We start from the raw sequence: 24,704 nt of genomic DNA on the forward strand, positions 1-24,704 counted from the left end.
GTAAATTAAGGTATAATACCGCAATTTACTCAGCGATCACGGTAGCACCATGCGCATTCTGGAAGAAGCCATCACCTTCGATGACGTTCTCCTGGTTCCCGCCCATTCCACGGTTCTGCCCAAAGAGGCGGACATCCGCACCCGGCTGACGCGGGGAATCACCCTCAACATCCCGCTGGTGTCGGCGGCAATGGACACGGTCACCGAAGCCCGCCTGGCCATCACCCTGGCCCAGGAAGGCGGCATCGGCATCATCCACAAGAACATGACCGTCGAGCGCCAGGCCCAGGAAGTGGCCAAGGTGAAGAAATACGAAAGCGGGGTCATCAAGGAGCCGATCACCGTCACCCCCGACACCACCATCGGTGAAGTCATCCGCCTGACGCGGGAGAAGAACATCTCCGGCGTGCCGGTGGTGGAAAACGGCGACCGCCTGGTGGGCATCGTCACCAACCGCGACCTGCGCTTCGAGACCCGTTTCGATGCCCCGGTGTCGGCGGTCATGACCCCCAGGGAGCGGCTGGTGACGGTCAAGGAGGGGGCGCCCAAGGAGGAGATCGTCCGCCTGCTGCACCAGCACCGGATCGAGAAGATCCTGGTAGTGGACGACGACTTCCGCCTGCGCGGCCTGATCACCGTCAAGGACATCCAGAAGGCCAAGGACTACCCCAATGCCTGCAAGGACGAGCAGGAACGCCTCCGGGTCGGCGCTGCGGTCGGGGTCGGGGCCGGCACCGACGAGCGGGTCGCCGCCCTGCTGGAAGCCGGCGTGGACGTGATCGTGGTCGACACCGCCCACGGCCATTCCCAGGGGGTGATCGACCGGGTCCGCTGGATCAAGCATCACTACCCCGACGTCCAGGTGATCGGCGGCAACATCGCCACCGGCGAGGCGGCCGTGGCCCTGCTGGAAGCGGGCGCCGATGCGGTCAAGGTCGGCATCGGCCCGGGCTCCATCTGCACCACCCGGGTGGTGGCCGGCGTCGGCGTACCCCAGATCACCGCGGTCGCCAACGTCGCCCAGGCATTGAAGGACACGGGGCTGCCGCTGATCGCCGACGGCGGCATCCGCTATTCCGGCGACGTGGCCAAGGCCCTGGCTGCCGGGGCCCACAGCGTCATGCTCGGCAGCCTGTTCGCCGGCACTGAGGAAGCCCCCGGCGAGGTGGAACTGTACCAGGGCCGCTCCTACAAGACCTACCGCGGCATGGGGTCCCTGGGCGCCATGTCCCAGCAGCAGGGCTCCAGTGACCGTTACTTCCAGGAGGATACCGACGCCATCGAGAAGTTGGTGCCGGAGGGCATCGAGGGCCGGGTGCCCTACAAGGGCAGCGTGGTGGCCATCATCCACCAGCTCCTCGGCGGCATCCGCGCCAGCATGGGCTACACCGGCTGCCGCACCATCGCCGAACTGCACGAGAAATCCCGGTTCGTGCGCATCACCGGCGCCGGCGTGCGGGAAAGCCACGTTCACGACGTGGCCATCGTCAAGGAAGCACCCAACTACCGTCTGGACTGAGCATGGACATCCACGCCCACAAGATCCTGATTCTCGACTTCGGTTCCCAGTACACCCAGCTCATCGGCCGGCGCGTGCGCGAGCTGGGGGTGTACTGCGAGATCCACCCCTTCGACTGGACCGAAGCACAGATCCGCAACTTCGCCCCCCGCGGCATCATTCTCTCCGGCGGGCCCCGGACCGTGACCGCCGACTTCACCCCCCGCGCCCCCCAGGTGGTGTTCGAGCTGGGGGTGCCGGTGCTGGGGATCTGCTACGGCATGCAGACCATGGCGGCCCAGCTGGGCGGCAGGGTGGAACCGGCGTTGAAGCGCGAGTTCGGCTACGCCCAGGTCAGGATCCGGGGCCATTCCCGCCTCCTCGAAGGCATCGAGGATCACACCACCCCGGACGGCGAGGCCCTGCTCGACGTGTGGATGAGCCACGGCGACCGGGTGGTGGAAGTGCCGCCCGGCTTCCAGGTCATCTGCCTGACCGAGGACGCCCCCATCGCCGGCATGGCCGACGAGGCGCGGCGGTTTTACGGCCTTCAGTTCCATCCCGAGGTCACCCACACCCGTCAGGGCCAGCGCATCCTGGGCCGTTTCGTCCACGACATCTGCGGCTGCGAGCCGGTCTGGACGCCGAAAAACATCATCGAGGAAAGCGTCCGCAACATCCGCCGTCAGGTGGGCAAGGACAAAGTGCTGCTGGCCCTGTCCGGCGGGGTGGACTCGTCGGTGGTCGCCGCCCTCATGCACAAGGCCATCGGCGATCAGCTCACCTGCGTGTTCGTGGACACCGGCCTGCTGCGGCTCCACGAGGGCGACCAGGTCATGGCCGCCCTGGCCAAACACATGGGGGTCAAGGTCATCCGCGTCAATGCCGCGGAACGCTATTTCAACGCCCTGAAGGGCGTCACCGACCCGGAGGAAAAGCGCCGCATCATCGGCCACCTGTTCATCGAAATCTTCGAGGAGGAGGCCAAAAAGCTCGAGGACGTCAAATGGCTGGCCCAGGGCACCATCTATCCGGACGTGATCGAGTCGGCGGCGGCCAAGACCTCCAAGGCGTCGCTGATCAAGTCCCACCACAACGTCGCCGGCCTGCCGGAAACCATGCGGCTCAAGCTCATCGAGCCGCTGCGCGAACTGTTCAAGGACGAGGTGCGCAAGATCGGCCTGGAGCTGGGGCTGCCCTACGAGATGGTCTACCGCCACCCCTTCCCCGGCCCCGGCCTGGGGGTGCGCATCCTGGGCGAGGTGAAGCCGGAATACGCCGAGATCCTGCGCCTGGCCGACGACATCTTCATCTCCGAGCTGCGCAAGCACGAACTCTACGACCAGGTCAGCCAGGCGTTCGCCGTGTTCCTGCCGATCAAGTCCGTCGGCGTGATGGGGGACGAACGCAGCTACGACTACGTCATCGCCCTGCGGGCGGTGGAAACCACCGACTTCATGACCGCCCGCTGGGCCCAGCTGCCCTACGAATTCCTCGACACCGTCTCCCGCCGCATCATCAACGAGGTCAAGGGGATTTCGCGGGTGGTGTACGACGTCTCCGGTAAACCGCCGGCGACCATCGAGTGGGAGTGAAGGACTTTTGCGAGGACAGGGATTCGGTTGCGGAACGTACTCGGCCCGGACGGCCGAGTCCCAAGCCTCCAGGGAAGGATTCACGGCGTTTCCGCAACCGAATCCCCGTCCGCATCGCCCACGGTACCCGATGACCGCCATCACTCCCCGCGACGAGATGTGGATGCGCCGGGCCCTGGAACTGGCCCGCCAAGCGGAAAGCGAGGGGGAGGTCCCCATCGGCGCGGTGCTGGTGAAACACGACCGCATCGTCGCCGAAGGCTGGAACCGCCCCATCGCCGCCTGCGACCCCACCGCCCACGCCGAAATCGAGGCCTTGCGCGCCGGCGGCCGGGCGCTCGGCAACTACCGCCTGCCCCACACCACCCTCTACGTCACCCTCGAGCCCTGCGTCATGTGCATGGGCGCCATCGTCCACGCCCGCATCCAACGCCTGGTCTTCGGCGCCGCCGACCCCAAGCGCGGTGCCGCCGGCAGTGTGCTGTCCCTGCACCAGGCCGACTTCCTCAACCACCGGGTGACGGTGACGGCGGGGGTGCTGGCCGAGGAATGCGCGGCACCGCTGCGAACGTTCTTCGCCGCCCGGCGCTGAGCGCCGGGTTGTCGAGCGGCAGCAGCAGGTCGTAATAGTTGCGGATGTTCTCCACGTAGCGCACCGGCTCCCAGCCGCGGGCATAGCCGCGTTTGACCCGGCTGTACCAGCGTTTCTGCGCCAGCTTCGGCAGATATTTCTTTACATCCATCCAGCGGTCCGGGTCCTCTCCCGCCTGCTGGGTCAGGATCCGGGCGTCCTCCAGATGGCCGAAACCGACGTTGTAGGCCGCCAGGGTGAACCAGGTGCGGTCGGGCTCGGGAATGCGCTCGGGGATCTTGGCCTTCAGCCGGTTGAGGTAACGGGCCGCCCCGAAAATGCTTTCCTTGGGGTCCCGGCGATTGCGGATCCCCAGCTGGCGGGCGGTGTCCCGGGTCAGCATCATCAGGCCCGCTACCCCGGTGGGGGAACGGGCGTTGACGTTCCAGTGGGATTCCTGGTAGGCGATGGCGGCCAGCAGGCGCCAGTCCCAGCCGTATTTTTCTCCCGCTTCCCGGAACCAGGGCAGATATTGGCTCAAGCGCTGGCGCACATGGCGCTGGAAGGTGCAAACGTCCAAGAATTCCAGGACATCGACATGGCCGTAGTACTGTTCCAGCAGCGATTCCAGGGTCCGGTCGCGACGGGCCTGGGCGAGAAAACGGTTGGCCGCCTGCCGCAGGGAATCGTCCTCCTCAGGATTGAAGGCCCAGGCCAAGGGCACCGACTCGGTCAGATCGAACCCCACCTGCAGACTGGGATAGAAACGCTGCAGCACCCGGAACCGGTTGGAATCCATCACCGTGTAATCAGTCAGGCCGACATCGACCCGACGCAGGATTTCCTCACTGGTCGCATCGCTTTCGCGCCAGCGCAGCGCGCGGTGGCTCCGGCGCAGACGCGCAAGCCGGGAGGCATGGCTGGAACCGAGCATGACCTCGATGAAACGGTCCTCGAGATCGGCGATCCGGCGCGGTCTGGGGGCGGCGCCCCGACGATAGATCACCTGCTCGGAGACATACTGGTAAGGTTCGGAAAAGCGCAGGTACTGACGCCGCACCTCGGTCACCGTGAGGCCGGCGGCGGCCATGTCCGCCTTGCCGGCCAGCATGGCGGCCAGCAGCTCGGCCACCGAGTCGGCGGCCACGAACGCCACCTCGACGCCGAGCCACTGACCGAAACGACGCACGAGATCGTATTCAAAACCGGCGAAACCCCCATCGGCGACGGGATAGTAAGTGGTCGCGCCATAAACCGTGAGCACCCGCAGCCGGCCATCGTGGCGGATACGCTCCAGCTGGGAGCCGGGCAAAACGGCCGGAGCGCGACGCAAATACCATTGCAGCAGCGCCACGGCGGCCACCGCCAGCAACGCCAGGATCAGGAGCAGCCGCCGCAGCCTCACCGGCGCAGGCAGGCGATGACCGGCGCTGTTTGCGGCCTGACCCCGCGCCAGATGCGGAAGGCTTCCGCCGCCTGCTCCACCAGCATCCCCAGGCCGTCGACGCTGAGACCGGCACCGTGATCGAGGCCCCAGCGCACGAACGCCGTCGGGACATCGGCGTACATCAAATCGTAGCAGACCGCCCCGGGCGCCAGCAGGTCATCCGGCAACGGCGGCAATTCCCCCTGCAGGCTGGTGGAAGTGGCGTTGATCACCACATCGAAGCGGCATCCTTCCAACGCGGCAAAGCCGCACGCCGCCACCTGCCCCAGGGCGGCAAAGCGCCGCGCCAGTTCCTCGGCCCGGGAGACGGTGCGGTTGGCGATGACGATCGCCTCCGGCCGCTCGGCCAGCAGCGGTCCCAGAACGCCCCGGGCCGATCCCCCCGCACCCAGCAGCAACACCCGTTTCCCGGTCAGCGCCACTTCCAGGTTCACGGTCAGATCCCGCACCAGGCCGACGCCGTCGGTATTGTCGCCGTGCAGGACATCGTCCCGGTCCCACCACAGAGTGTTCACCGCCCCGCTCAGGCGGGCCCGGTCGCTGAGTACCTGTGCCGCCTCGAAGGCTTGCTCCTTCAAGGGAACGGTGCAGTTGAGCCCGGCACCGCCGCCGGCGCGGAAGACCCTAAGCGCGGTGGCGAAGCATTCCGGCGGCACGTCCTGGGCGGTGTAGACGAGCGCCTCGCCGGTCTGTTCGGCGAAGAGACGGTGGATCTGGGGCGATCTGCTGTGGCCGATGGGATGGCCGAAGACAGCGTAACGGTCCGGTTCAGGCATGTTCGCTCAGACGGCGCGCCTCACGGCGGCCGCGCACGATGGTGTAGACGATGAGCAGTACCGCCAAACCGACCACGAGCGGCAGAAATTGTTCCACCAGCGCGATCAGCATCGCGGAAACGCCCAGGAAAACCCCGGTGAGGCTGAAGCGCCAGCCGATGCGGATGCCATCAAGGAAGGTGGCCAGTCCCAGAATCAGCAGCATCACCAGGGCGGCGGCCTCTTCGTCCAGCACCCGGGCAAAATGCAGCACGAAGACGCCGATCACGGTACACAGCACCCCGCCCCAGTGCAGCGCCTGAATCTTGAGCAGCGCACCGATGGGATAACCGTGCACTTCGCCTTTGACCCGTGCCTGGGCCCAGCCGGCGACGATCGCTGCCAGCCCGAACAGCGGGAGCATCGTCAGCCAGTAGAGATAGGCGTCCTGCGGGGAGAAGTCGGTGATCACCGCCCCGCCGACCGACAACAGCAGCATGACGACCAGCACCGCCTCGTCGAGCCAGACCACCACCTTGCGCGGTGCTTCGGTTTCCGGCGGTTGTTCTTGTTCTTCTTCGCGCATCGGTCACTCCCAAATGCTTTCCGCCAGCGGATCTTCCCGCAGCCAGGCCGCCACCTCCTTGGCATAGTAAGTCAGAATGCCGTCGGCCCCGGCACGCTTGAACGCCAGCAGGGATTCGAGCACGGCCTTGCGTTCGTCGAGCCAGCCGTTCTGGCCCGCCGCCTTGAGCATGGCGTATTCGCCGCTGACCTGATAGGCAAAGGTCGGCACCCCGAAAGTTTCCTTCACCCGGCGGACCACGTCCAGATAGGGCAGGCCCGGCTTGACCATCACCATGTCGGCGCCCTCCTCCAGATCCAGCGCCGCCTCGCGCAGGGCCTCGTCGCTGTTGGCCGGATCCATTTGATAGGTGAACTTGTTGGCACCGCCCAGGTTGGCCGCCGAGCCCACCGCGTCGCGGAACGGCCCGTAGAAGTGGGAGGCGTACTTGGCCGAATAGGCCAGAATCCGGGTCAGGGTGAAGCCGTTTTCCTCCAGGGCGGTGCGGATGGCGCCGATACGGCCGTCCATCATGTCCGAGGGGGCGACGATGTCGGCCCCGGCCTCGGCGTGGGACAGGGCCTGGCGCACCAGCACGGCGACGGTTTCGTCGTTGAGCACGTAACCGGCGGCGTCGATCAGACCGTCCTGGCCGTGGGAAGTGAACGGATCGAGGGCGACATCGGTGATGACCCCCAGCTCCGGCACGGCCCGTTTCAGGGCGCGCACGCTGCGCTGCGCCAGACCGTCGGGATTCCAGGCCTCGTGGGCATCGTCAGACTTCTTCTCCGCCGGCACCACCGGAAACAGGGCGATGGCCGGCACCTTCAGGGCCGCCAGCGCCTCGGCCTCCCGCAGCAGCCGGTCGAGGCTGAGGCGCACGACGCCGGGCATGGAGGGAACCGGCTCGCGGACGTTCTCACCCTCGCACACGAACACCGGCCAGATCAGGTCGGCGGCGGTCAGCACGTGCTCGCGCATCAACCGGCGGCTGAAAGCATCGCGGCGCATACGCCGGGAGCGATGGCGGGGATAACGTAGGCTATATTTATTCATTAGTATATCTATTCATTAGTCGATCCGATTGCGTCGTTGGTGCTAGTTTATTCCGGTCGCCGCGGTTATGATAAGCAAAATCTCTCACGATATGGACCTTTGGGAGCGTTCGATGCAAAAGTTGACGATCACGAAAACCTGGCTCGCCTGGCTGCTCACCCTGGCGGGGCTGATGGTCATGGCAGGGCCGATCCAGGCGGCGGACGACCTGCTACCCCCACAGCAACTGATCAAGGAGGTTTCCGACCAGATCCAGCGCGAGCTGCGCCAGATCGACTACAAGGTGGACTTCAAGAAGGCGGTGGAGATCGTTGACAAGTACATCGAACCCCACGTCGATTTCGACCGCTTCGCCGCCCTGGTGCTGGGCAAATACTGGCGCACCGCCACCCCGGCGCAGCGCGAACGCTTCAAGCGGGAATTCAAGACCATGCTGATCCGCACCTACGCCACCGCCTACGGGGAATACGCCGACTGGGAGATCCGCTTCAAACCGATCCGCGACTGGAGCCCGAAGAAAAAGAAGGTGGTGGTGCAGACCGAGTTCGTCCAGCCCGGCAAACAGCCGGCGCAGGTCGCCTTCCGTATGATCCGCAAGGGCGACGAATGGAAGGCCTACGACGTCGTCATCGAGGGGGTGGATCTGGTGAAGAACTACCGCACCACCTTCACCCAGGAAATCGCCCAGACCGGCTCCCTCGACGCCCTCATCGAGCGCTTGGCGCAACGCAACCGCGAGGCGCTCGAGAAGGGTCCCGAAGCCTCAGCCCTCGTTCAGCCAGTCGCGGGGGCGTAGGTAGTCGTACAGTTCGGCTTCCTTCGATCCTTCCGGCGGGCGCCAGTTGTAGGCCCATTTGGCGACCGGCGGCAGCGACATGAGAATGGATTCGGTGCGGCCGCCCGACTGCAGGCCGAAGATCGTGCCGCGGTCATAGATCAGATTGAACTCCACGTAGCGGCCGCGCCGGTAGGCCTGAAACTCCCGCTCCCGTTCCCCGTAGGGCAGATCCTTGCGGCGCTCGACGATGGGCAGATAGGCGGGGATGTAATGGTCCCCCACCGAGCGCAGAAACGCGAAACAGCGCTCGAACCCCCAGTCGTTGAGATCGTCGAAGAACAGGCCGCCGACCCCACGGGTTTCGCCGCGATGCTTGAGATAGAAATACTCGTCGCACCAGCGCTTGAAGCGCGGATAGACCTCGGCGCCGAAAGGTTCGCAGGCTTCCCGGGCCACCCGGTGCCAGTGGATCACGTCCTCCCGGAAGGGATAATAGGGGGTCAGGTCGAAACCACCGCCGAACCACCACACCGGCTCGGCCCCGTCCTTCTCGGCGACAAAGAAGCGCACGTTGGCGTGGGAAGTGGGCACGTAGGGGTTGCGCGGATGGATCACCAGCGACACCCCCACCGCCTGGAACCGCCGCCCGGCCAGCTCGGGACGGTGGGCGGTGGCGGCCGCAGGCAGCCGCTCCCCCACGACGTGAGAGAAATTGACCCCGCCTTTCTCGAAGGTTTCGCCGTCGGCGATCACCCGGGTACGCCCGCCGCCCTCGCCGCGCTCGTACTCCCAACGGTCCTCCTGGAAGCGGGCAACCGGTTCGGCGCTTTCCAGGCTTCGGCAGATGGCCTCCTGAAGCTGCAGCAGATACGCTTTGACCGCTGCCAGATCGACTTGACTCATGCGTCCTCCCTTTGACTGAATGACATCGGCAGCCGCTAGATTAGCACAATGTCTTCCCGGGATTTTGACCTGAACCAAAGCCGCGACCGGCTGTTCGCCGATCCCCAGGCCCCGGTCGCCGCCTTCCGCTTTGACGAGCGGGTCGCCAGAGTCTTCGACGACATGATCGCGCGCTCGGTGCCGGGCTACCGCACCATCGTCACCGCCACCGGCCTGCTCGGCGAACGCCTGGTTTCGCCCCACAGCCGCTGTTACGATCTGGGGTGCTCCCTGGGGGCGGTGAGCCTGGCGCTGGCGCAGCGGATCACCGCCCCCGGCTGTGAGATCATCGCCGTCGACAACGCCTGGCCGATGCTGGCGCAGATGCGCCGGCGCCTCGCTCCGCTGGAGCCGCTGCCAACGCCCATCCGCCCCGTCTGCGCCGATCTGGCCGACGTCCGCATCGACAACGCTTCCCTGGTGGTGCTCAATTTCACCCTCCAGTTCGTGCCCCTACAGCGGCGGGCCGAGCTGATCGCCCGCATCCACGAAGGGCTGGTCCCCGGCGGCGCCCTGATCCTGTCGGAGAAGATCGCCCTCGAAGATCCCTGTCAGCAGGCCCTGTTCACCGACCTGCATCACGCCTTCAAGCGCGCCCAGGGCTACAGCGAGCTGGAGATCGCCCGCAAGCGCGCGGCCCTGGAGAATGTATTGGTCCCCGAACCGCTCACCGTCCATCGCCGCCGCCTGGAAGATGCGGGATTTGCCAGCATCGAGGTGTGGTTCCAGTACTTCAACTTTCTGTCGCTGATCGCGATCAAGGCCCCGGCATCGACAAAACCGGCTTCAGCCTTTACAGTGGCAGCAACCGACGGCTGAGGTCCCTCCTTTTGAGCACGCCCCTCGATCAACTGTACCACCGCCTCGACGCCCTGCAGCAGGAGATCCGCCGCGAGCTGCAGCAGGCCCAGCACCGTTTCGCCTACCGCCTGGAGCGGGGCAAGGTGATCTTCGACCGGGAACGGCGCGCCGCCCTCAAACCGGGGCTGGGGGAATTCGTCGCCTACCTGTTCGGGGCCGAACCCAAGCACGTGCTCACCGCTCCGGTGATCTATTCATGCATCGTGCCGGCGGTGATCCTGGACGCCTGGGTCAGCACCTATCAGGCCATCTGCTTCCCGGTCTGGGGCATTCCCCGGGTAAAGCGGGCGGACTACATCGTCATCGACCGTCATTATCTTCCCTACCTCAACCCGCTGGAGAAGCTCAATTGCGTCTACTGCGGCTATTTCAACGGCCTGATCGCCTACGTTCAGGAAATCGCCGGTCGCACCGAGCAGTACTGGTGCCCCATCCGTCATGCCCGCCACCCCCGCACCGTCCACAGCCGCTATCCCCTGTTCGTCGACTACGGCAATGCCGAGGGCTTCCGCGACAAACTCCAATACTTGCGCCGCCACTTCGACCCGGCGCCCTGGCGCTGATCCCGTGATGACTGTGTTACCCTTGACACCAAGGTCATCATGAAGCCGCCGTCATGTCACCGAACCGTATCCTCCGCTTGAGCATCCAGGCACTCGGCATCGCGATACTGGTCGGCCTCAGCGCCCTGCTGCTGATCCACGTCCTGGACGACTACCGCCTGATTCTGACCCAGGCCCGGGAGCGCAGCCGCCTGACCGCCCATTACGTCGCCCACGATCTGGAGCGGCGCTTTTACGGCATCGAGCAGATGTTCCTGGGTATCGGGGACCTCCTGACTGTGCTCGGTGATTCCCCGCAGGCTCACACGCTCATCGAGGCCGTGCTGAAGGACCGGCAGCGGCGCGAGGCCGATTTCATGGACCTGCTGGTCGTGGATACCCAAGGCCGCATCCGCCACTGGACCGGCACCGGCACACCGCCGTCGGTCACCGACCGCAGCTACGTCACCGCCCACCTGCAGAATCCCGACAGTCAGTGGTTCGTGGGGCCGCCGCAATGGTCCAAAGTCCACCAGGGGCAACGTTTCTTCGCCGTCAGCCGCGCCTTCCGGGAGCCGGACGGCCACCTGCGCCACATTCTCGTCGCCATCCTGGACCTGCAGACCCTGCCCCGTGCCTATGTCGAACCCGGCCTCGACAATCTGCGAATCCAGCTGAAGAGCAACACCGGGAACGTCTATTTCACCGTGGACGGGATTTCCCGGCCCCGCTGGGAACGCCCCAGCGCCTGGTTCGGCCTCGACGACACGCTCGGAACCGCCACCGCCGTCCCCGGCACGCCCCTCGGCGTCCAGGCCCGCCTGGGTACCGACGCGGTCCTGGGACCGTGGCTGGCGAACACCGCCGTCAGCTTCTCTCTCGGGGCTCTCCTCAGCCTCGCCATGTTCACCGCCTTCCGCCATATCATCCGCCAACAGGACCGGCTCGACTTCCTCGCCACCACCGACGCCCTCAGCCGCCTGACCAACCGGGGCCATTTCATGGCCCTGGCCCGGAAACTGTTCACCCAGAGCCGCCGCTACGACCAGCCGCTCTCGACCCTGGTGCTCGACATCGACGACTTCAAGCAGGTCAACGACCGTTACGGCCACAGCCAGGGTGACCGGGCGATCCAGGCTGTGGCCCGTCTGCTGCGCGAACACTGCCGCGACAGCGATCTGGTCGGGCGCATGGGCGGCGAGGAATTCGTCATGCTGCTGCCCAATACCACGGTGGCCGGCGCCCTGGCCACCGCCGACAAGTTGCTGAAGGCCGTGGAGGATGCGCCACTGGGTGAGAAAGAGCCGTTCTCCATCACCGTCAGCATCGGCGTCAGCGGCCGGACGGCGGCAGATAGCGATCTGGAGTCCCTCATCAATCGCGCCGACCAGGCCCTCTACCGGGCCAAACGGGCCGGCAAGAACCGCGTCGAACAACTGGCCGTCCCGCATTCGTGAGCCCCCTGGAAAGCTATCAGCCGCTCCTGGATGCCCTGCCCGCCGCCCTGCGTCCCTGGGGGCGAACGCTGCCCCGGCAGCTGGCCGCCGCCCTGGCTCCGCAGCGCCACGGTGATCTGCGCCACTGGCGGCAGCTGCTGGCGGAACTGCCCCGCCCTGTGCCATCGTCGCTGGCGCTCGCCGCCCCGACCGTGCGCATCGGCGCCCCGGCGGACTGCGACGCCGCAACCCGCACGGCGCTGGAGGCCGCCCTGCGCCAGCTGCATCCTTGGCGCAAGGGTCCGTTCGAGGTGTTCGGCATCCACATCGACGCCGAATGGCGTTCCGACCGCAAATGGGCCCGGCTGGAACACGCCGTTTCCCCGCTGGCAGGCCGCCTGGTCCTCGACGTCGGCGCCGGCAACGGCTACTACGCCCTGCGGATGCTGGGGGCAGGGGCGGCCCGGGTGATCGGCATCGACCCGACCCTGCGCTACGTGTTCCAGTTCCTGGCCCTCAAGCGCCTGGCCGGCGATCTGGCGGCGGACATCCTCCCCCTGGCCCTGGAGGACCTGCCACCGAAGCTGCAGGCCTTCGACACCGTGTTCTCCATGGGGGTCCTCTACCACCGCCGCTCGCCCTTCGACCACCTGTTCGCCCTCAAGGACTGCCTGCGCCGCGGCGGCGAGCTGGTGCTGGAGACCCTGGTGACCGAAGGCAGAGAAGGCGAGGTGCTGGTGCCCCGGGACCGTTACGCCCGGATGCGCAACGTCTGGTTCATACCCAGCGTGGTGACCCTGGAAGGCTGGCTGGTACGGGCCGGCTTCGAGCGTATCCGCTGCATCGACGTCAGCCGCACCACCCCGGAAGAACAACGCGCCACCGACTGGATGCGGTTCCAGTCCCTGGCCGATTTCCTCGATCCGAGCGATCCCGACCGCACCGTGGAAGGCTATCCGGCCCCGCGCCGGGCCATCCTGCTGGCGGAGAAACCATGAACCGGTTCGAACGCAAAATCCAGGTCACCGCCGACAAGGCCGTCACCAGCGTATGGGCGGTCCCGGACGGCTACGACCGCCGCCGCGGCCTGATCCTGGCCCACGGCGCCGGGGCCGGCATGGACCATCCGTTCATCACCTTCGTCCACGAGCAGATGGCGGCGCGGGGGTTGCTTTCGGTCAAGTTCAACTTTTCCTACATGGAGGCGGGCCGCAAGGCGCCGGACCGGGCGCCACTGCTGCAGGCGACCTGGAAAGCGGTCATCGACGCGGTGCGCCGGGACCGGGAACTGGCCCCGCGCCAATGGTATCTGGCCGGCAAGAGCATGGGCGGGCGCATCGCCTCCCTGCTGACGGCCGAGGGCGAGTCCTGCGACAGCCTGATTTTCCTCGGCTATCCCCTGCACCCGCCCGGCAAGCCGGAGAAGCTGCGCGCCGACCACCTGCCCCGCATCCCCTGCCCGATGCTGTTCATCCAGGGCGACCGCGACCGCCTCTGCGATCTCGACCGCCTGCGCGACGTCCTGAAAACCCTGACGGCGCCGCTCACTCTCCACGTCATCGAAGGCGGCGATCACTCCTTCAAGGTGCCAAAGCGCGCCGGCCGCACGGAGGAAGCGGTTTGGCGGGAGATCGTCGAGGTCATGTCCACCTGGATCAGCCGGGCCCACCAGTCGGCCACCACCATGCACTCCAATCCGAACGGCAAATAACCGGCATAGCCCAAAACCGGCATCTCGAACAGCTTGAACCGGCCCACCCAGGGTACGTGATAGACCCATTTGGGCCAGCTCCAGTAATTCCACATCTCCCAGAAGAAACCGCAGACCAGCGCCGCCAGCATCGGCACGGCGACGATTTCCCAGCGCCCTTCGCGCAGGGGATGGAAATAGCTCCGCTCACCCAGCAATACCTGAAGGGAGACGAACAGCACCAGCGGCGCCACCCACAGCATCGGAAACAGCCACTGCGGCCACACTCCGATGCCGATCAGGCTCAGACCGGCAAGACCGAGCCCCGCCAAGGCCCAGCGGCGGGGATGGGACAGCTGCAAGGGCGGCAGGCCACGGGCAGGACCGAAGAAAACTCCCAGCAGCGCCGTGGTGCTGACCACCGCCGGCAGCACGGTGGAGAACGGCAGGGTGGCGCGCCAGAAATACGCCCAGGCCCCCAGATCCTCCACCCCCAGGTACTGCCAGTTGCCGACGAAGCGGTTGAGATACTCGAAGTACCACCAGAACAGGGCGCTCAGCGGAAACAAACCCAGCAAGAACCGGGGGCGATGGGTCAACAGGCACCAGCCGCGCCAGCGCAGGCACAGGGCGTTGACCACGGCGACGTAACCCAGCCACAGCGGCGTGAAGGTCCAGTCCTGCAGCTGCCCCAGCCAGTCCGGCCGGGTCCAGGCCAGCCACCAGGCTGCCGCCAGCCAGGCCAGCGCCGCCCAGCCCCAGCCCGGGAACGGTCGAATCCTTCGCGACGGGGGCGGGCAGTGGCGCAGCAGCCCCGCCAGCATCCCGTAAAGGCCGACCGCCAGCACTGCCAGGAGCAGAAACAGCGGCCAGGAAAACGGCGTTTCGGGCGGGGCCGGCGGTCGCGGCGGGAAGCGGAGATAGTCCACCGGAGTCCCGCTGCCCCAGCACACCCCGGCCAGAGGCAGCCCCACCAACAGCAGCGTCAGGAGCACCCAGTGAATCAACGGATTCGTGAGACGACTCACATTCAACTTCCGCGCAGATGGACTATGCTTCATATTACCCTGAACCGGATCAGCGGATGTTTCATGTTTTCCAGAGCCACAGGCTTCACCCTCATCGAACTGATGGTCACCGTAGCCATGGCCGCCATCGTGCTGACGGTGGGGGTGCCGGGCTTTCAGGCGCTGGTCAAGAACAACCGCCTGACCGCCGCCGCCAACGAACTGGTCGGCACCCTCAGTCTGGCCCGCAGCGAGGCGGTCAAGCGGGGGATACGGGTGACCGTCTGCAAAAGCGCCGACGGAGAGAGCTGTGCCACTTCCGGTTACTGGGAACAGGGGTGGATCGTGTTCACTGATCTTAACAGTGACGGTGCCTTCGCCGACAATGGCGACTCGACGCCCTGCGAGAGCGGTGAAGAGTGCATTCTTCGGGTCCACGGCGCCCTGCCTGATACACTCACACTTCGGACAGGCAGCAACTTCAGCAACTGGATCAGCTACCTGCCTTCCGGCATCAGTCGGGGCAACGGGGGGCTGGCGAACGGTACTTTCCGCCTGTGTCACGGCACAGACACCGCCGATGCCCGCAGCATCGCTATCAACACAACAGGAAGGGTTTCCGTCACCAAGGGGGCTTCGACATGCCCGTGAAATGCCGGGGGTTCACGCTGATTGAAATTCTGGTCGCCGTCCTGGTCCTGGCCATCGGCCTGCTCGGCCTGGCCAAGCTGCAGACCTTCGGTCTCCACAGCAGCCATGGCGCCAACCTGCGCACCCAGGCCACCCTGCTGGCCTACGACATGACCGACCGGATGCGGGCCAACCGGGCGGGTTTCCAGGGTGGTTTTTACAACAATCCAACCCCCGCCGACCATAACTGCGTCTGGGACGGCCACGCGCCTTCCGTCTGCACTCCCCAGCAGATGGCTGAGCACGATGTCTGGGAATGGAATACCGCCGTGGGCCAAGGGCTGCCCCAGGGCGTGGGGGTGGTCTGCCTCGACGCCACCCCCGATGACGGCGACGATACGAATGGTGACGGCACGGTGGATACGCGCGAATACGCCTGCGACAACAACGGCAGCCTCTACGTGGTCAAGCTGTGGTGGGTGGATGAATTCGACAGCGCCGGCAATCCGGTCATCAAACGCTTCGTGACGGTGTTCCAGCCATGAAGATGTCGAGGCAGCAAGGCGTTTCCCTGGTTGAGATCCTAGTGGCCCTGGTGACCGGCCTGATCCTCACCGCCGGGGTGATCCAGATCTACGCCGCCAACAAGCAGACTTACCGGGTCGCCGAGGCTTCGGCAAGAATTCAGGAGAACGCCCGCTTCGCCATGGAATTGCTGGCCAGAGACATCCGCATGGCCGGTTACCAGGGCTGCGCCGGACAGGCCCGAACTCTGGTCAACACCCTCAACGACACGTCTTCTTTTCTGTACAACTTCGGCAATGCTATATACGGGTTTGAGGCCACCAGCGCCAGCGCCTGGACGCCCACAAAAGATTCCAGCATCACCAGTCCTCTTGGGGGACGCGACATCGTCGCCATCCGGGGCATGTTCGACGAAGGGGTGGCCGTCACGGGGCAGCCGAGCAACTCAGGGGACTGCGGCAATTCCAGTTCCTTTACCGCCGATTTGAAGGTGAGCGATGCCTCGGTCTTCAGCAACGGCGACATCGTCATCGCCGGCAACTGCTCCCGCGCCTCCATTTTCCAGATCACCAACGTCAATGCCGGAATGAACGTGGTCCACAACACCGGCGGCTCGGTCACCCCCGGCAACGCCACCAAGGATCTGGGCGCCTGCTACGCCGGCAACGGTGAACTGGCCAAGATCACCACCCGCACCTTCTACATCCGCACCAATCCGGCCGGTTTCCCGGCCCTGTACCGCAAGGATGGCAGCAATGCCGCCGAGGAACTGGTGGAGGGAATCGAGAACATGCAGATCCTCTTCGGCCAGGATTCCGACGGCGACGGTGTCACCGACCAGTTCGTGCGCGCCAACGACGTGACCGACTGGAGCCGGGTCGCCAGTGTCCGCATCAGCCTGCTGCTGCAGTCAACCGAGGACAACATCACCACCGCTCCCCAGACCTACACCTTCAACGGCGCCACCGTGACGCCGGCGGACCGCCGCCTGCGGCGGGTGTTCATCACCACCATCGGCCTGCGCAACCGCCTGCCATGAGGAACGGAATGACAAACTGTAAAAGCTTTCAGACCGGCGCCGCCCTGATCGTAGGGCTGGTGATGCTGCTGGTGATGACCGTGCTCGGGGTCGCCGCCATGCAGACCAATCTGCTGGAAGAAAAGATGGCCGGCAACTACCGCGATCAGAACCTGGCCTTCCAGGCCGCAGAAGCCGCGCTGCGGGACGCCGAAGCCGACATTACCCCTACTTCGGGAAGGATCATTTCCGGCCTGACCGGTTTCGCTGCTGACTGCACCAATGGCCTGTGCGATGCCACCGCCGGGTTTTCCGACGTCTGGAAGGATGCTACCAAGGGACCCAACGGCGTCACCCTGGGGACCTATACCGGCGCAGGTTCTTTGGCGCTGGTGGCCTGCCAGCCCAGATACTGGATCGAGGGATACCAGGCTTGGCCGGCGGGGGCCGCCTCGTGGAAAACCCAGTACCGCATCACGGCGGTCGGGTGCGGGGGGAACGCCAACACCCAGGTGGTGTTGCAGGAAGTGTTTGCGCCTTGATTCGGAGATACGCAATGAAATTATCGATCTGGAATCGCACACTGGCAATTGCAGGCATTCTGCTCATTAGCCCTTCCACCCATGCCACATTGCTGACACTTTCCCAGTCTCCTTTGTTTTTAACCTCTCCAGCCTCGGCCAATGTGCTCATCGACATGTCGGTAGAAACCCCCATGGGAGGGGCGGCCTATGCTGACCAGCAGGGAAACCCCCCCGGCTGTTCAGGGCGGATAACTAAGGGCGGTGGTGAGGTGGGCGCCTGTTATTTTCCAGATTATACTTATTTAGGCATCTTTGATCCTGACAAATGCTACGTTTATAGTAGCGGTCAGTTTAACCCGGACAGCGCCGCATCAAGCCATACCTGCAGTGGCGGCAAATGGAGCGGCAATTTCCTCAACTGGGCCACGATGACAGCCATCGACATGTTCATCTGGACCATGACCGGCGGTAACCGGATCGTGGACAGCCCGACGGAGACTGTTCTGGAGCGTGCACGAGCGCAGAATAACATTTCCTGGTATCCGATCAAATATGTGGCCGATGGATCAGGCGCCACCCCCTGGACCGGTGAACTTTACATTACCAACCACAGTGTTGGTGGATACCGGTTCAAGGTCGGCACAAGGCGCGGAGAAAGCCAAAAAGGCAGATTTAATGTCAAGGTGAAAGTCTGCGATCCAAGCAAGGGGCTTGAGGCCAATTGTAATAAATATACCGATTCCGCAACCGGCAATACTGTTTACAAGCCTGAAGGGTTCATCCAAAAATATGCCGAGACAATGCGCTTTGGGGTTTTCTCCTATACCAACGACAACTCCAAAGCACGCGACGGAGGTGTATTGCGCGCACCCATGCGTTATGTTGGCGAAAAGAAAATCGATAATTCCGGAAACGTCGTTGCCAACACTACCAGGGAAATCAATCCTGCAACCGGGCAGATTTACCAGAACCCATTGGGTGAAGCCGGCGGTTGGAGTGGGGTGATCAACTACATCAACCGCTTCCACTATGATGGCTATAAGTCTTACGATCCAATAGGTGAAATGTTCTACGAGGCAATTCGGTATTTCAAAAACCTTGCCCCAACGCCGGAATATGCATCAGGAGCACCGGGCGGTAGTTTTCCCATCTACACCACTTGGAATGATCCTATCCAGTTTTCCTGCCAGAAGAACTTCATCGTCGCCATCAATGATGCCAATCCCTGGCTCGATAAGAAGCTTCCGGGTACTTTCTTTACTTGTGACAAGGCGGGCAAGACAGGATTGCCAGGTAGTTTTCAAGCCGGTGACTGCGGCGAGCCCAGTAATCCGGACACTTCCATTGACGTTGCCGCATTGACCCAGCAGGTCGGTGAAATGGAAGGGTTGCATACCACCTGGACTCAAGATAATGCAAGCGGAAGTGACACCGTTGGATATGTGTACGGCACCGCTAGAGATTCCCGGGTGCGAAGTTGCAGGGCTTCGATGCGGCAGCCGCTTTTGAGGATGCGGAAGTAGACCTCGATCCACCACCGTTTGCGGTACCATTCGATGCGCGCTCTGGCCTGTTCCAGGGTGGTGATTTCTTCGTTGGTGATCAGGCACCATTCGACCGCTTCCTGGCCTTCGGGGGGCGCCTCTTCCCGGGCCAGGATGACGGTGACTTGGGGACCCGGGCCGCTTCGGGTCTTCAGTTCGACCCGGGCGAGCCGGATTGTTTGTGTGACCTGCCGGGCCGGGCGGTTGCCGCCGGCCGGCAGGTCAAAGGCGATCGTCCCCAACACCGGCTGGGCTTCGACCGCGGCCCGCAGTTTGCCATCGAGGGGGTCATTGAGCTTACGGTCGTGCTGCACCCGGATCAGGTAATCGGCGGCAAAGCCCAGCTGTTCGGCCCGGTCGATCAGGGCCCGAAGGTCACCTTCGCGGTCGGCGACATACACCAGCCGGGTCTCGGGCGCCAGGGCGGCCATCTCGGCCACCCGCTCATAACCTTCCACCCAACGCAGGCTTTCGGCCAGGTCCGGTTCCCCCTTGGGCAAACGCGCCCAGTGCCAGCAGTCGGTCACCCCCAGGGCCACGCCCGCCTCACTGATCACCAGCGTCGGATGCAGGTACAACCCCTGACGCTGCTCGTAATTCAGCCGTCCCAACCCCGCCATCGACGGCCGCCCGGAATAATCCAGCTCGGTGGTGTCCTGCAGGCACAGCACCCGCGACTGCTGCCGGATCCGTTCCAGGGTCGGCACACTGTGGGCCCGCAACACCTCCCGAAAATCCAGCCTGGCATTGTCCAGCAGCCGGTAGGCCGCCTTGGTCTCCGCCCAGCCACCCCCGCAAACGTTGGGAACGCTCGCCATCGGATCGTTTGCCATCGCTTCTATCACCCGGCACAGCCGCCGGTTCAGGCGGGCATCGCCCAGCGCCAGGGAAAAAATTCTTGTTCAGCCCAGCTCATGTCGACGCCGGAAGGTGCAAAAATGGGAAAAGCGTGGTTGTAAGCAATCTAGCCGAGATCATGGGAACTTGCCCCTATGCGCCCAAGGAAAATTCCTATTACATTGCTGGACTGGCCTATTACGCCAATATAACCGATTTGCGTTCAGACCTCGATGGTACCCAGAATGTCAGCAGCTTTTTCATCGATACCCAAGAATACAACAGTAACCCTTTAGATGGCAATCGCAACATGCTATATCTTGCGGGAAAATACGGTGGATTCAACGATTCTAACGGAAACAACAAGCCTGATCTTGCAGAAGAATGGGATGCTGACGCTGATGGTCAACCGGACAACTATGTGATGGCGACGACCCCGGACAAGCTGGTGGGAGGACTTGGAAAGGCGTTCAACAATATCTTGGCCAAAACCGGCTCCGCAGCTTCCGCCGCCACCAATTCCACCTCACTGGTATCCGGCAGCGTGGTTTACCAGGCCCGCTTCAACAGCGGTGACTGGAGCGGCCAGTTGCTGTCTCTCGACATCGATCTTGCCGGCACCGTCAGCTCCACTCCCAACTGGGATGCCGGGGACGTGATCGACACCCAGACGCCGGCCAGCCGCACCATCCTCACCATCAGCCGTGACAGTCACGATGGCATTCCTTTCACCTGGTCGGCCATCGCCGGGCTCAGCGACACCACCCAGAAGGATTATCTGAACAAAAACGCCTCCGGCGCCCCCGACGGCCAAGGCAGCGATCGGGTGGACTTCCTGCGCGGCAGTGACGTCTCCGGCTTCCGCGTGCGCAGCAGCAAACTGGGCGACATCGTCCATTCGCGCCCCTTCTATGTCGGCCCGCCCAAGGCTGGATTCCTGGACAGCAGCTATGCCAGCTTTGCGTCCACTTACGCTTCTCGCACCCCCATTGTTTACGTCGGCGCCAACGACGGCATGCTGCACGGCTTCGATGCCGCCACCGGAGAGGAGAAGATCGCCTACGTGCCGGGGCCGGTGTACAAGAATTTGAGCCGCCTGACCGATTCCAACTACGGCCAGTCCAGCGTGCCCCACCGTTATTTTGTGGATGGATCCCCCATGGTGGCCGACGCCAAATTCTCCAGCGGCTGGAAGACGGTGCTGGCCGGGGGGCTCAACGGCGGCGGCCAGGGCTACTACGCCCTCGACGTCACCGACCCGGCCAATTTTTCCGAGGCCAATGCCGCCAGTCTGGTGCTGTGGGAGTTCACTGACGAGGATGATGCCGATCTGGGCTATACCTACAACCAGCCGCCACTGAATTTTCTCACCCGCCAGTCGGCCCAGATCGCCAAGATGAACAACGGCAAGTGGGCGCTCATCGTCGGCAACGGCTACAACAACAGCGAGGCCGACGGCCATGCCTCGACCACGGGGCATGCCGTGCTGTTCGTGCTGTTCCTGGAAGGCGGGACGGACGGCGACTGGACCGACAGCGGCGATTACGTCAAGATCGACACCGGCGTCGGCTCGACCGCCACGCCCAACGGCCTGGCGACGCCGATGCCGGTGGACACCGACGGCGACGGCGACATCGACATCGCCTATGCCGGCGATCTGGAAGGCAACCTGTGGAAATTCGATCTGACCGACACCGATCCGGCCAACTGGACCACGCGCAAGCTGTTCACCGCCAAGGACGCCAGCAACAATCCCCAGCCCATCACCACCGCGCCGATGGTGGTGCCCCATCCCAACGGGGGCTACATGGTCGGCTTCGGCACCGGCAAATACCTGGAACACGCCGACCTTACCGACACATCCCCCCAGACCCTGTACGGCATCTGGGATGACCAGCCGGGTGGCGGGGTGACCGCCGTCTCCGGCCGCAGCAAGCTGGTGGAACAGACCGTTCTGACGGTAAAAACCATTTCGGGCCAGGACCTGCGCCTGACTTCCAACAACAGCGCGGCTTATTCCCGCAATTCGAGCGGTGCGGTCAGTTCAAGCAGCGACCGCGGCTGGTTCATGGACCTGCCGGACAGCGGCGAGCGGGTGGCCTACAATCCCATCGCCCGCGACCAGCGCTTCGTGTTCGTGACCCTGGTGCCGGATTCCTCCGATCCCTGTGCTGCGGGCGGATATGGCTGGCTGATGGAGCTGGACTATTTAGATGGCTCCGAACTCCCGATCCCGCCTTTCGATTTCACCGGCGATGACAAAATCGATGACAGCGACAAGGTCGCCTACGACCGGGACGGCGATGGGGCCAACGAGCTGATCCCGCCCACCGGCAAAAAAATGGCAGCCATCCCAACCACGCCGGCGCCGATCGACAAGGATGCGGGAACCGAGGTCAAGCTGATCAGCCAGAGCAGCGGCAACGTGGCATCGGTTCTGGAAAGCAAGGCACCGGGAACCAGCGGCCGGCTTTCCTGGCGTCAGGTCATCGGAGACTGATGGAGCTTGGACATGACAAACCGGGGCTTCACCCTCATCGAGCTGATGCTCGCCGTTGCGATTGCCGCCATCCTGGCGGCAATCGCCTACCCCAGCTATCTGGAGCAGGTGCGCAAGAGCCGAAGATCCGACGCGATCGCGGCGCTGCTGAAAACCGCCCAGGTATTGGAGCGCTGTTACACCGAGTACAGCGCCTACAACGACACCGGCTGCGCGGCGGTGGATGACAGTGACAACACCAAGCTCGCTACTGCCTACACCAGCACCGACGAAGGCTATTACACGATCAGCGCTTTGGGGTTGACGAGCACTGCCTTCAATCTTCAGGCTGCCCCCCAGAACGACCAGGCCAACGACAAATGCGGCAAACTCACTTTCAACCACATCGGTCAGAAAGGCATCAAGGATGCCGCCAGTGGTGTCACGGTCGCTGACTGTTGGTAATCCGGAAAGGCCCGATGGATTCAGGGCCTCAATCGCCTGAAAACTCCGCAAACGATTCCCAGTCGATTTCTACCCCCTCGACTGCCGCGACCTGCTGCCGCCCCCGCAGCTCGCGCACCTCGGGGACGCCATAGCGGCCGTCTTCCAGGCGGTAGATGGTCACGATCCGGTCCACCGGGTGCACCAGCCAGTACTCGCGCACCCCTGCGCGCTCGTAGACGGCGCGTTTGCGGATGTGGTCGTGGCCGGCGGTGGCCGGCGACAGCACCTCCGCGATCCAGTCCGGCGCCCCGCGGCAGCCGCGCGCGTCCAGTTTGTCGGGATCGCAGACCACCGACAGATCCGGCTGCACCACGGTGTCGATCTCGTCGTCGGCCTCGTTCCCCTTCGGCAAACGCACGTCGAAGGGGGCGATGAACGGTCGGCAGGGATGGCCCACCAGTGCGTTGGCCACCTGACGGAACAGCTCGCCGAGCACTTCCTGATGAATCCGGGAAGGCGCCGGGGCCATGGCGTAGGCCACCCCCTCGATCAGTTCGTAGCGGGCATCCTCCGTCCACTGGCGGTATTCCCCGTAGGTATGGCGGGCATCGTCGCGTTTGGGCAAGCTCATGGCGGACCTCCTCAAACAATGGCCTGCCGTCAATTGTAAGCCCATTCCTGCCACAGCAATATCGCGATGCCGACGGCGATCTGCCCCAGGAACACGCCGCCGACGGCCGTTCCCAGCCGCCAGCCGCCAATGACCGCCGCCATGCCGCCTTTCACCAAGGTGTTGACCACTGCCGCCAGCAGGATCCCCCGCACCGCTACCGCCAGCAGCGCCGGATCCTCCGCCAGCCGTGTCAGCGACAGGGTGATGGCGTCCACGTCGGTCAGCCCCGACAGCACCGCCGTCAGATAGACCCCGGCCTCGCCGATCCATTGGCGCAGCACCTGGGTCAGCCACAGGATGAAGGCGAGAAAGAGACCGAATCCCAAGGCGGTGTCCAGCTCGAAGGGATTGCGCAGCCCGCTCTGGGCCCCGGAGACCGCTGCCTGCCCGTCCCGGCGGCGCACCAGCTGCCAGGTCCCCAGATAGCCGGCAGCGGTCATGGCCAGCAACGGCGCGGCCAGATACTCCGTCAACAAAGGCCGCAGCAGCAAGGTGACGATCAGGATGCGCACGAACATGGTGGTGGAGGCGATGACGATCCCGCCCGCCAGCAAACGCTCGCTTCCCGGCTGCAGGCGGGCCAGCCGCGAAAGGTTCAAGGTCACGGCGGTGGAGGAAACCAGCCCGCCCAGCAGGCCAGTCAGCAGGACGCCCCGGCCGGGACCGGCGATCTTGATGGCGAAATAGCCCAGAAAGGAGATCGCCGAGATCAGCACCACCATCCACCAGATCTCGTAAGGGTTGAGAGCGTTCCAGGGATCGAAGGTCCGGTTCGGCAGAATCGGCAGCAGCACCACCGAGATCAGCAGCAGTTTGAAGACCGCCTGCAGTTCCTCCGGCGACAGCCGCCGGATCCAGGCATGCAGCACCGGCTTGGTGCCGAGGACGATGGTGGTGATGACCGCGGCGGCGGCAGCCAGTTTGACATGCGGCGTCATCGTCAGCGCCCCCAGGACGAAGGCGATGAAGGCCGCCACCTCGGTGGTGATGCCGTATTCCCCGGTCTTCTGGGCCTCCACGTAAGTGACCGCAGCGATCAGCACCCCCAGGCCGGCAAAGGCCAGGGTGATCACCCACAGGCTGGACTCGCGCGCCAGCAGCATGGTCAGGGCGCCGAGCAGGGCGATGAGGCCGAAGGTGCGGATGCCGGCGATGCGCCGCCCCGGTTCCAGCTCGCGCTTGGACCACCCCCGCTCCAGACCGATGAGGAACCCCAGCGCCAGAGCGATCAGCAGATTGCGGAACAGGATCAGATAGTCTTCCATGTCGTTTCCCTGGAAAATC

24 protein-coding genes are annotated in these 24,704 nt (G+C 64.4%); 16 read left to right on the top strand and 8 right to left on the bottom strand.

Annotated features, from left to right (window positions below):
- Positions 1 to 49: 49 nt before the first annotated feature.
- The 3 genes from guaB to tadA all read left to right on the top strand — a co-directional run bounded on the left by guaB (position 50) and on the right by tadA (position 3,685).
- Positions 50 to 1,519 (top strand): IMP dehydrogenase, encoded by a 1,470-nt coding sequence (guaB, locus tag MCIT9_RS03085; protein WP_317705962.1) that lies wholly within the window; start codon positions 50 to 52, stop codon positions 1,517 to 1,519.
- A gap of 2 nt (positions 1,520 to 1,521) precedes the next feature.
- Positions 1,522 to 3,093: a glutamine-hydrolyzing GMP synthase gene (guaA, locus tag MCIT9_RS03090; protein WP_479724332.1), complete on the top strand. Its 1,572-nt coding sequence runs from the start codon at positions 1,522 to 1,524 to the stop codon at positions 3,091 to 3,093.
- A 130-nt stretch (positions 3,094 to 3,223) separates the two neighbouring features.
- Positions 3,224 to 3,685 (top strand): tRNA adenosine(34) deaminase TadA, encoded by a 462-nt coding sequence (gene tadA / locus MCIT9_RS03095; RefSeq protein WP_317705963.1) that lies wholly within the window; start codon positions 3,224 to 3,226, stop codon positions 3,683 to 3,685.
- On the opposite strand, the gene mltF is transcribed toward tadA, so the two are convergent.
- The 4 genes from mltF to hemB are packed head-to-tail and all read right to left on the bottom strand — an operon-like array spanning position 3,600 to position 7,487.
- On the bottom strand, positions 3,600 to 5,069 hold the full coding sequence (gene mltF, locus MCIT9_RS03100; RefSeq protein ID WP_317705964.1) for a membrane-bound lytic murein transglycosylase MltF: 1,470 nt from the start codon (positions 5,067 to 5,069) through the stop codon (positions 3,600 to 3,602). The genes tadA and mltF overlap by 86 nt on opposite strands.
- Positions 5,066 to 5,887 carry a shikimate dehydrogenase gene (gene aroE, locus MCIT9_RS03105; protein WP_317705965.1) on the bottom strand — a complete coding sequence of 274 codons (822 nt, stop codon included), beginning with the start codon at positions 5,885 to 5,887 and terminating at the stop codon, positions 5,066 to 5,068. Before aroE ends, mltF begins: the two co-directional genes overlap by 4 nt.
- Positions 5,880 to 6,452, bottom strand: a complete 573-nt coding sequence (locus MCIT9_RS03110) for a hypothetical protein (protein ID WP_317705966.1) — start codon at positions 6,450 to 6,452, stop codon at positions 5,880 to 5,882. The genes aroE and MCIT9_RS03110 overlap by 8 nt, the downstream gene beginning before the upstream one ends.
- Positions 6,453 to 6,455: 3 nt before the next feature.
- On the bottom strand, positions 6,456 to 7,487 hold the full coding sequence (gene hemB / locus MCIT9_RS03115) for a porphobilinogen synthase (RefSeq protein WP_317705967.1): 1,032 nt from the start codon (positions 7,485 to 7,487) through the stop codon (positions 6,456 to 6,458).
- 112 nt (positions 7,488 to 7,599) lie between these two features.
- Here hemB and MCIT9_RS03120 point away from each other — a divergent pair, with 112 nt between their 5' ends.
- The gene (locus MCIT9_RS03120) at positions 7,600 to 8,283 is read left to right on the top strand and encodes an MlaC/ttg2D family ABC transporter substrate-binding protein (protein ID WP_317705968.1); all 684 of its coding nucleotides are present in this window, start codon (positions 7,600 to 7,602) and stop codon (positions 8,281 to 8,283) included.
- On the opposite strand, the gene hemF is transcribed toward MCIT9_RS03120, so the two are convergent.
- Positions 8,251 to 9,168, bottom strand: coding sequence for an oxygen-dependent coproporphyrinogen oxidase (gene hemF, locus MCIT9_RS03125; RefSeq protein ID WP_317705969.1), 918 nt, complete (start codon positions 9,166 to 9,168; stop codon positions 8,251 to 8,253). The genes MCIT9_RS03120 and hemF overlap by 33 nt on opposite strands.
- A gap of 48 nt (positions 9,169 to 9,216) precedes the next feature.
- Here hemF and cmoA point away from each other — a divergent pair, with 48 nt between their 5' ends.
- The 10 genes from cmoA to MCIT9_RS03175 all read left to right on the top strand — a co-directional run bounded on the left by cmoA (position 9,217) and on the right by MCIT9_RS03175 (position 18,963).
- Positions 9,217 to 10,026 (top strand): carboxy-S-adenosyl-L-methionine synthase CmoA, encoded by an 810-nt coding sequence (cmoA, locus tag MCIT9_RS03130; protein ID WP_317705970.1) that lies wholly within the window; start codon positions 9,217 to 9,219, stop codon positions 10,024 to 10,026.
- An 11-nt stretch (positions 10,027 to 10,037) separates the two neighbouring features.
- On the top strand, positions 10,038 to 10,631 hold the full coding sequence (locus MCIT9_RS03135) for a hypothetical protein (RefSeq protein ID WP_317705971.1): 594 nt from the start codon (positions 10,038 to 10,040) through the stop codon (positions 10,629 to 10,631).
- A 53-nt stretch (positions 10,632 to 10,684) separates the two neighbouring features.
- Positions 10,685 to 12,067 carry a GGDEF domain-containing protein gene (locus tag MCIT9_RS03140; protein WP_317705972.1) on the top strand — a complete coding sequence of 461 codons (1,383 nt, stop codon included), beginning with the start codon at positions 10,685 to 10,687 and terminating at the stop codon, positions 12,065 to 12,067.
- A gap of 47 nt (positions 12,068 to 12,114) precedes the next feature.
- On the top strand, positions 12,115 to 13,044 hold the full coding sequence (cmoB, locus tag MCIT9_RS03145) for a tRNA 5-methoxyuridine(34)/uridine 5-oxyacetic acid(34) synthase CmoB (protein ID WP_317706688.1): 930 nt from the start codon (positions 12,115 to 12,117) through the stop codon (positions 13,042 to 13,044).
- Positions 13,041 to 13,757 (top strand): alpha/beta hydrolase family protein, encoded by a 717-nt coding sequence (locus tag MCIT9_RS03150; protein ID WP_317705973.1) that lies wholly within the window; start codon positions 13,041 to 13,043, stop codon positions 13,755 to 13,757. Before cmoB ends, MCIT9_RS03150 begins: the two co-directional genes overlap by 4 nt.
- Before the next feature lie 1,070 nt (positions 13,758 to 14,827).
- Positions 14,828 to 15,394 carry a GspH/FimT family pseudopilin gene (locus MCIT9_RS03155; RefSeq protein ID WP_317705974.1) on the top strand — a complete coding sequence of 189 codons (567 nt, stop codon included), beginning with the start codon at positions 14,828 to 14,830 and terminating at the stop codon, positions 15,392 to 15,394.
- Positions 15,385 to 15,918 carry a type IV pilus modification protein PilV gene (gene pilV / locus MCIT9_RS03160; protein WP_317705975.1) on the top strand — a complete coding sequence of 178 codons (534 nt, stop codon included), beginning with the start codon at positions 15,385 to 15,387 and terminating at the stop codon, positions 15,916 to 15,918. Before MCIT9_RS03155 ends, pilV begins: the two co-directional genes overlap by 10 nt.
- A gap of 2 nt (positions 15,919 to 15,920) precedes the next feature.
- On the top strand, positions 15,921 to 16,937 hold the full coding sequence (locus MCIT9_RS03165) for a PilW family protein (protein ID WP_317705976.1): 1,017 nt from the start codon (positions 15,921 to 15,923) through the stop codon (positions 16,935 to 16,937).
- 8 nt (positions 16,938 to 16,945) lie between these two features.
- Positions 16,946 to 17,458 (top strand): pilus assembly PilX family protein, encoded by a 513-nt coding sequence (locus MCIT9_RS03170; RefSeq protein WP_317705977.1) that lies wholly within the window; start codon positions 16,946 to 16,948, stop codon positions 17,456 to 17,458.
- A gap of 14 nt (positions 17,459 to 17,472) precedes the next feature.
- Positions 17,473 to 18,963 (top strand): hypothetical protein, encoded by a 1,491-nt coding sequence (locus MCIT9_RS03175; protein WP_317705978.1) that lies wholly within the window; start codon positions 17,473 to 17,475, stop codon positions 18,961 to 18,963.
- Here MCIT9_RS03175 and MCIT9_RS03180 read toward each other — a convergent pair.
- Positions 18,846 to 19,880 carry an IS4 family transposase gene (locus MCIT9_RS03180; protein ID WP_317706689.1) on the bottom strand — a complete coding sequence of 345 codons (1,035 nt, stop codon included), beginning with the start codon at positions 19,878 to 19,880 and terminating at the stop codon, positions 18,846 to 18,848. The two genes, MCIT9_RS03175 and MCIT9_RS03180, sit on opposite strands and share 118 nt — an antisense overlap.
- Positions 19,881 to 20,245: 365 nt before the next feature.
- Between MCIT9_RS03180 and MCIT9_RS03185 the strand changes: the two genes are divergently transcribed.
- Together MCIT9_RS03185 and MCIT9_RS03190 are read left to right on the top strand one after the other, a co-directional pair.
- Positions 20,246 to 22,321 carry a pilus assembly protein gene (locus MCIT9_RS03185; protein ID WP_317705979.1) on the top strand — a complete coding sequence of 692 codons (2,076 nt, stop codon included), beginning with the start codon at positions 20,246 to 20,248 and terminating at the stop codon, positions 22,319 to 22,321.
- A 12-nt stretch (positions 22,322 to 22,333) separates the two neighbouring features.
- Positions 22,334 to 22,765 (top strand): type IV pilin protein, encoded by a 432-nt coding sequence (locus MCIT9_RS03190; protein WP_317705980.1) that lies wholly within the window; start codon positions 22,334 to 22,336, stop codon positions 22,763 to 22,765.
- A 28-nt stretch (positions 22,766 to 22,793) separates the two neighbouring features.
- Here MCIT9_RS03190 and MCIT9_RS03195 read toward each other — a convergent pair whose 3' ends face one another.
- Together MCIT9_RS03195 and MCIT9_RS03200 are read right to left on the bottom strand one after the other, a co-directional pair.
- Positions 22,794 to 23,378 (bottom strand): Uma2 family endonuclease, encoded by a 585-nt coding sequence (locus tag MCIT9_RS03195; RefSeq protein WP_317705981.1) that lies wholly within the window; start codon positions 23,376 to 23,378, stop codon positions 22,794 to 22,796.
- A gap of 29 nt (positions 23,379 to 23,407) precedes the next feature.
- On the bottom strand, positions 23,408 to 24,685 hold the full coding sequence (locus MCIT9_RS03200; RefSeq protein ID WP_317705982.1) for an MgtC/SapB family protein: 1,278 nt from the start codon (positions 24,683 to 24,685) through the stop codon (positions 23,408 to 23,410).
- Positions 24,686 to 24,704 lie beyond the last annotated feature (19 nt).

The organism is Methylomarinovum caldicuralii (genome assembly GCF_033126985.1).
Lineage (GTDB): Bacteria > Pseudomonadota > Gammaproteobacteria > Methylococcales > Methylothermaceae > Methylohalobius > Methylohalobius caldicuralii.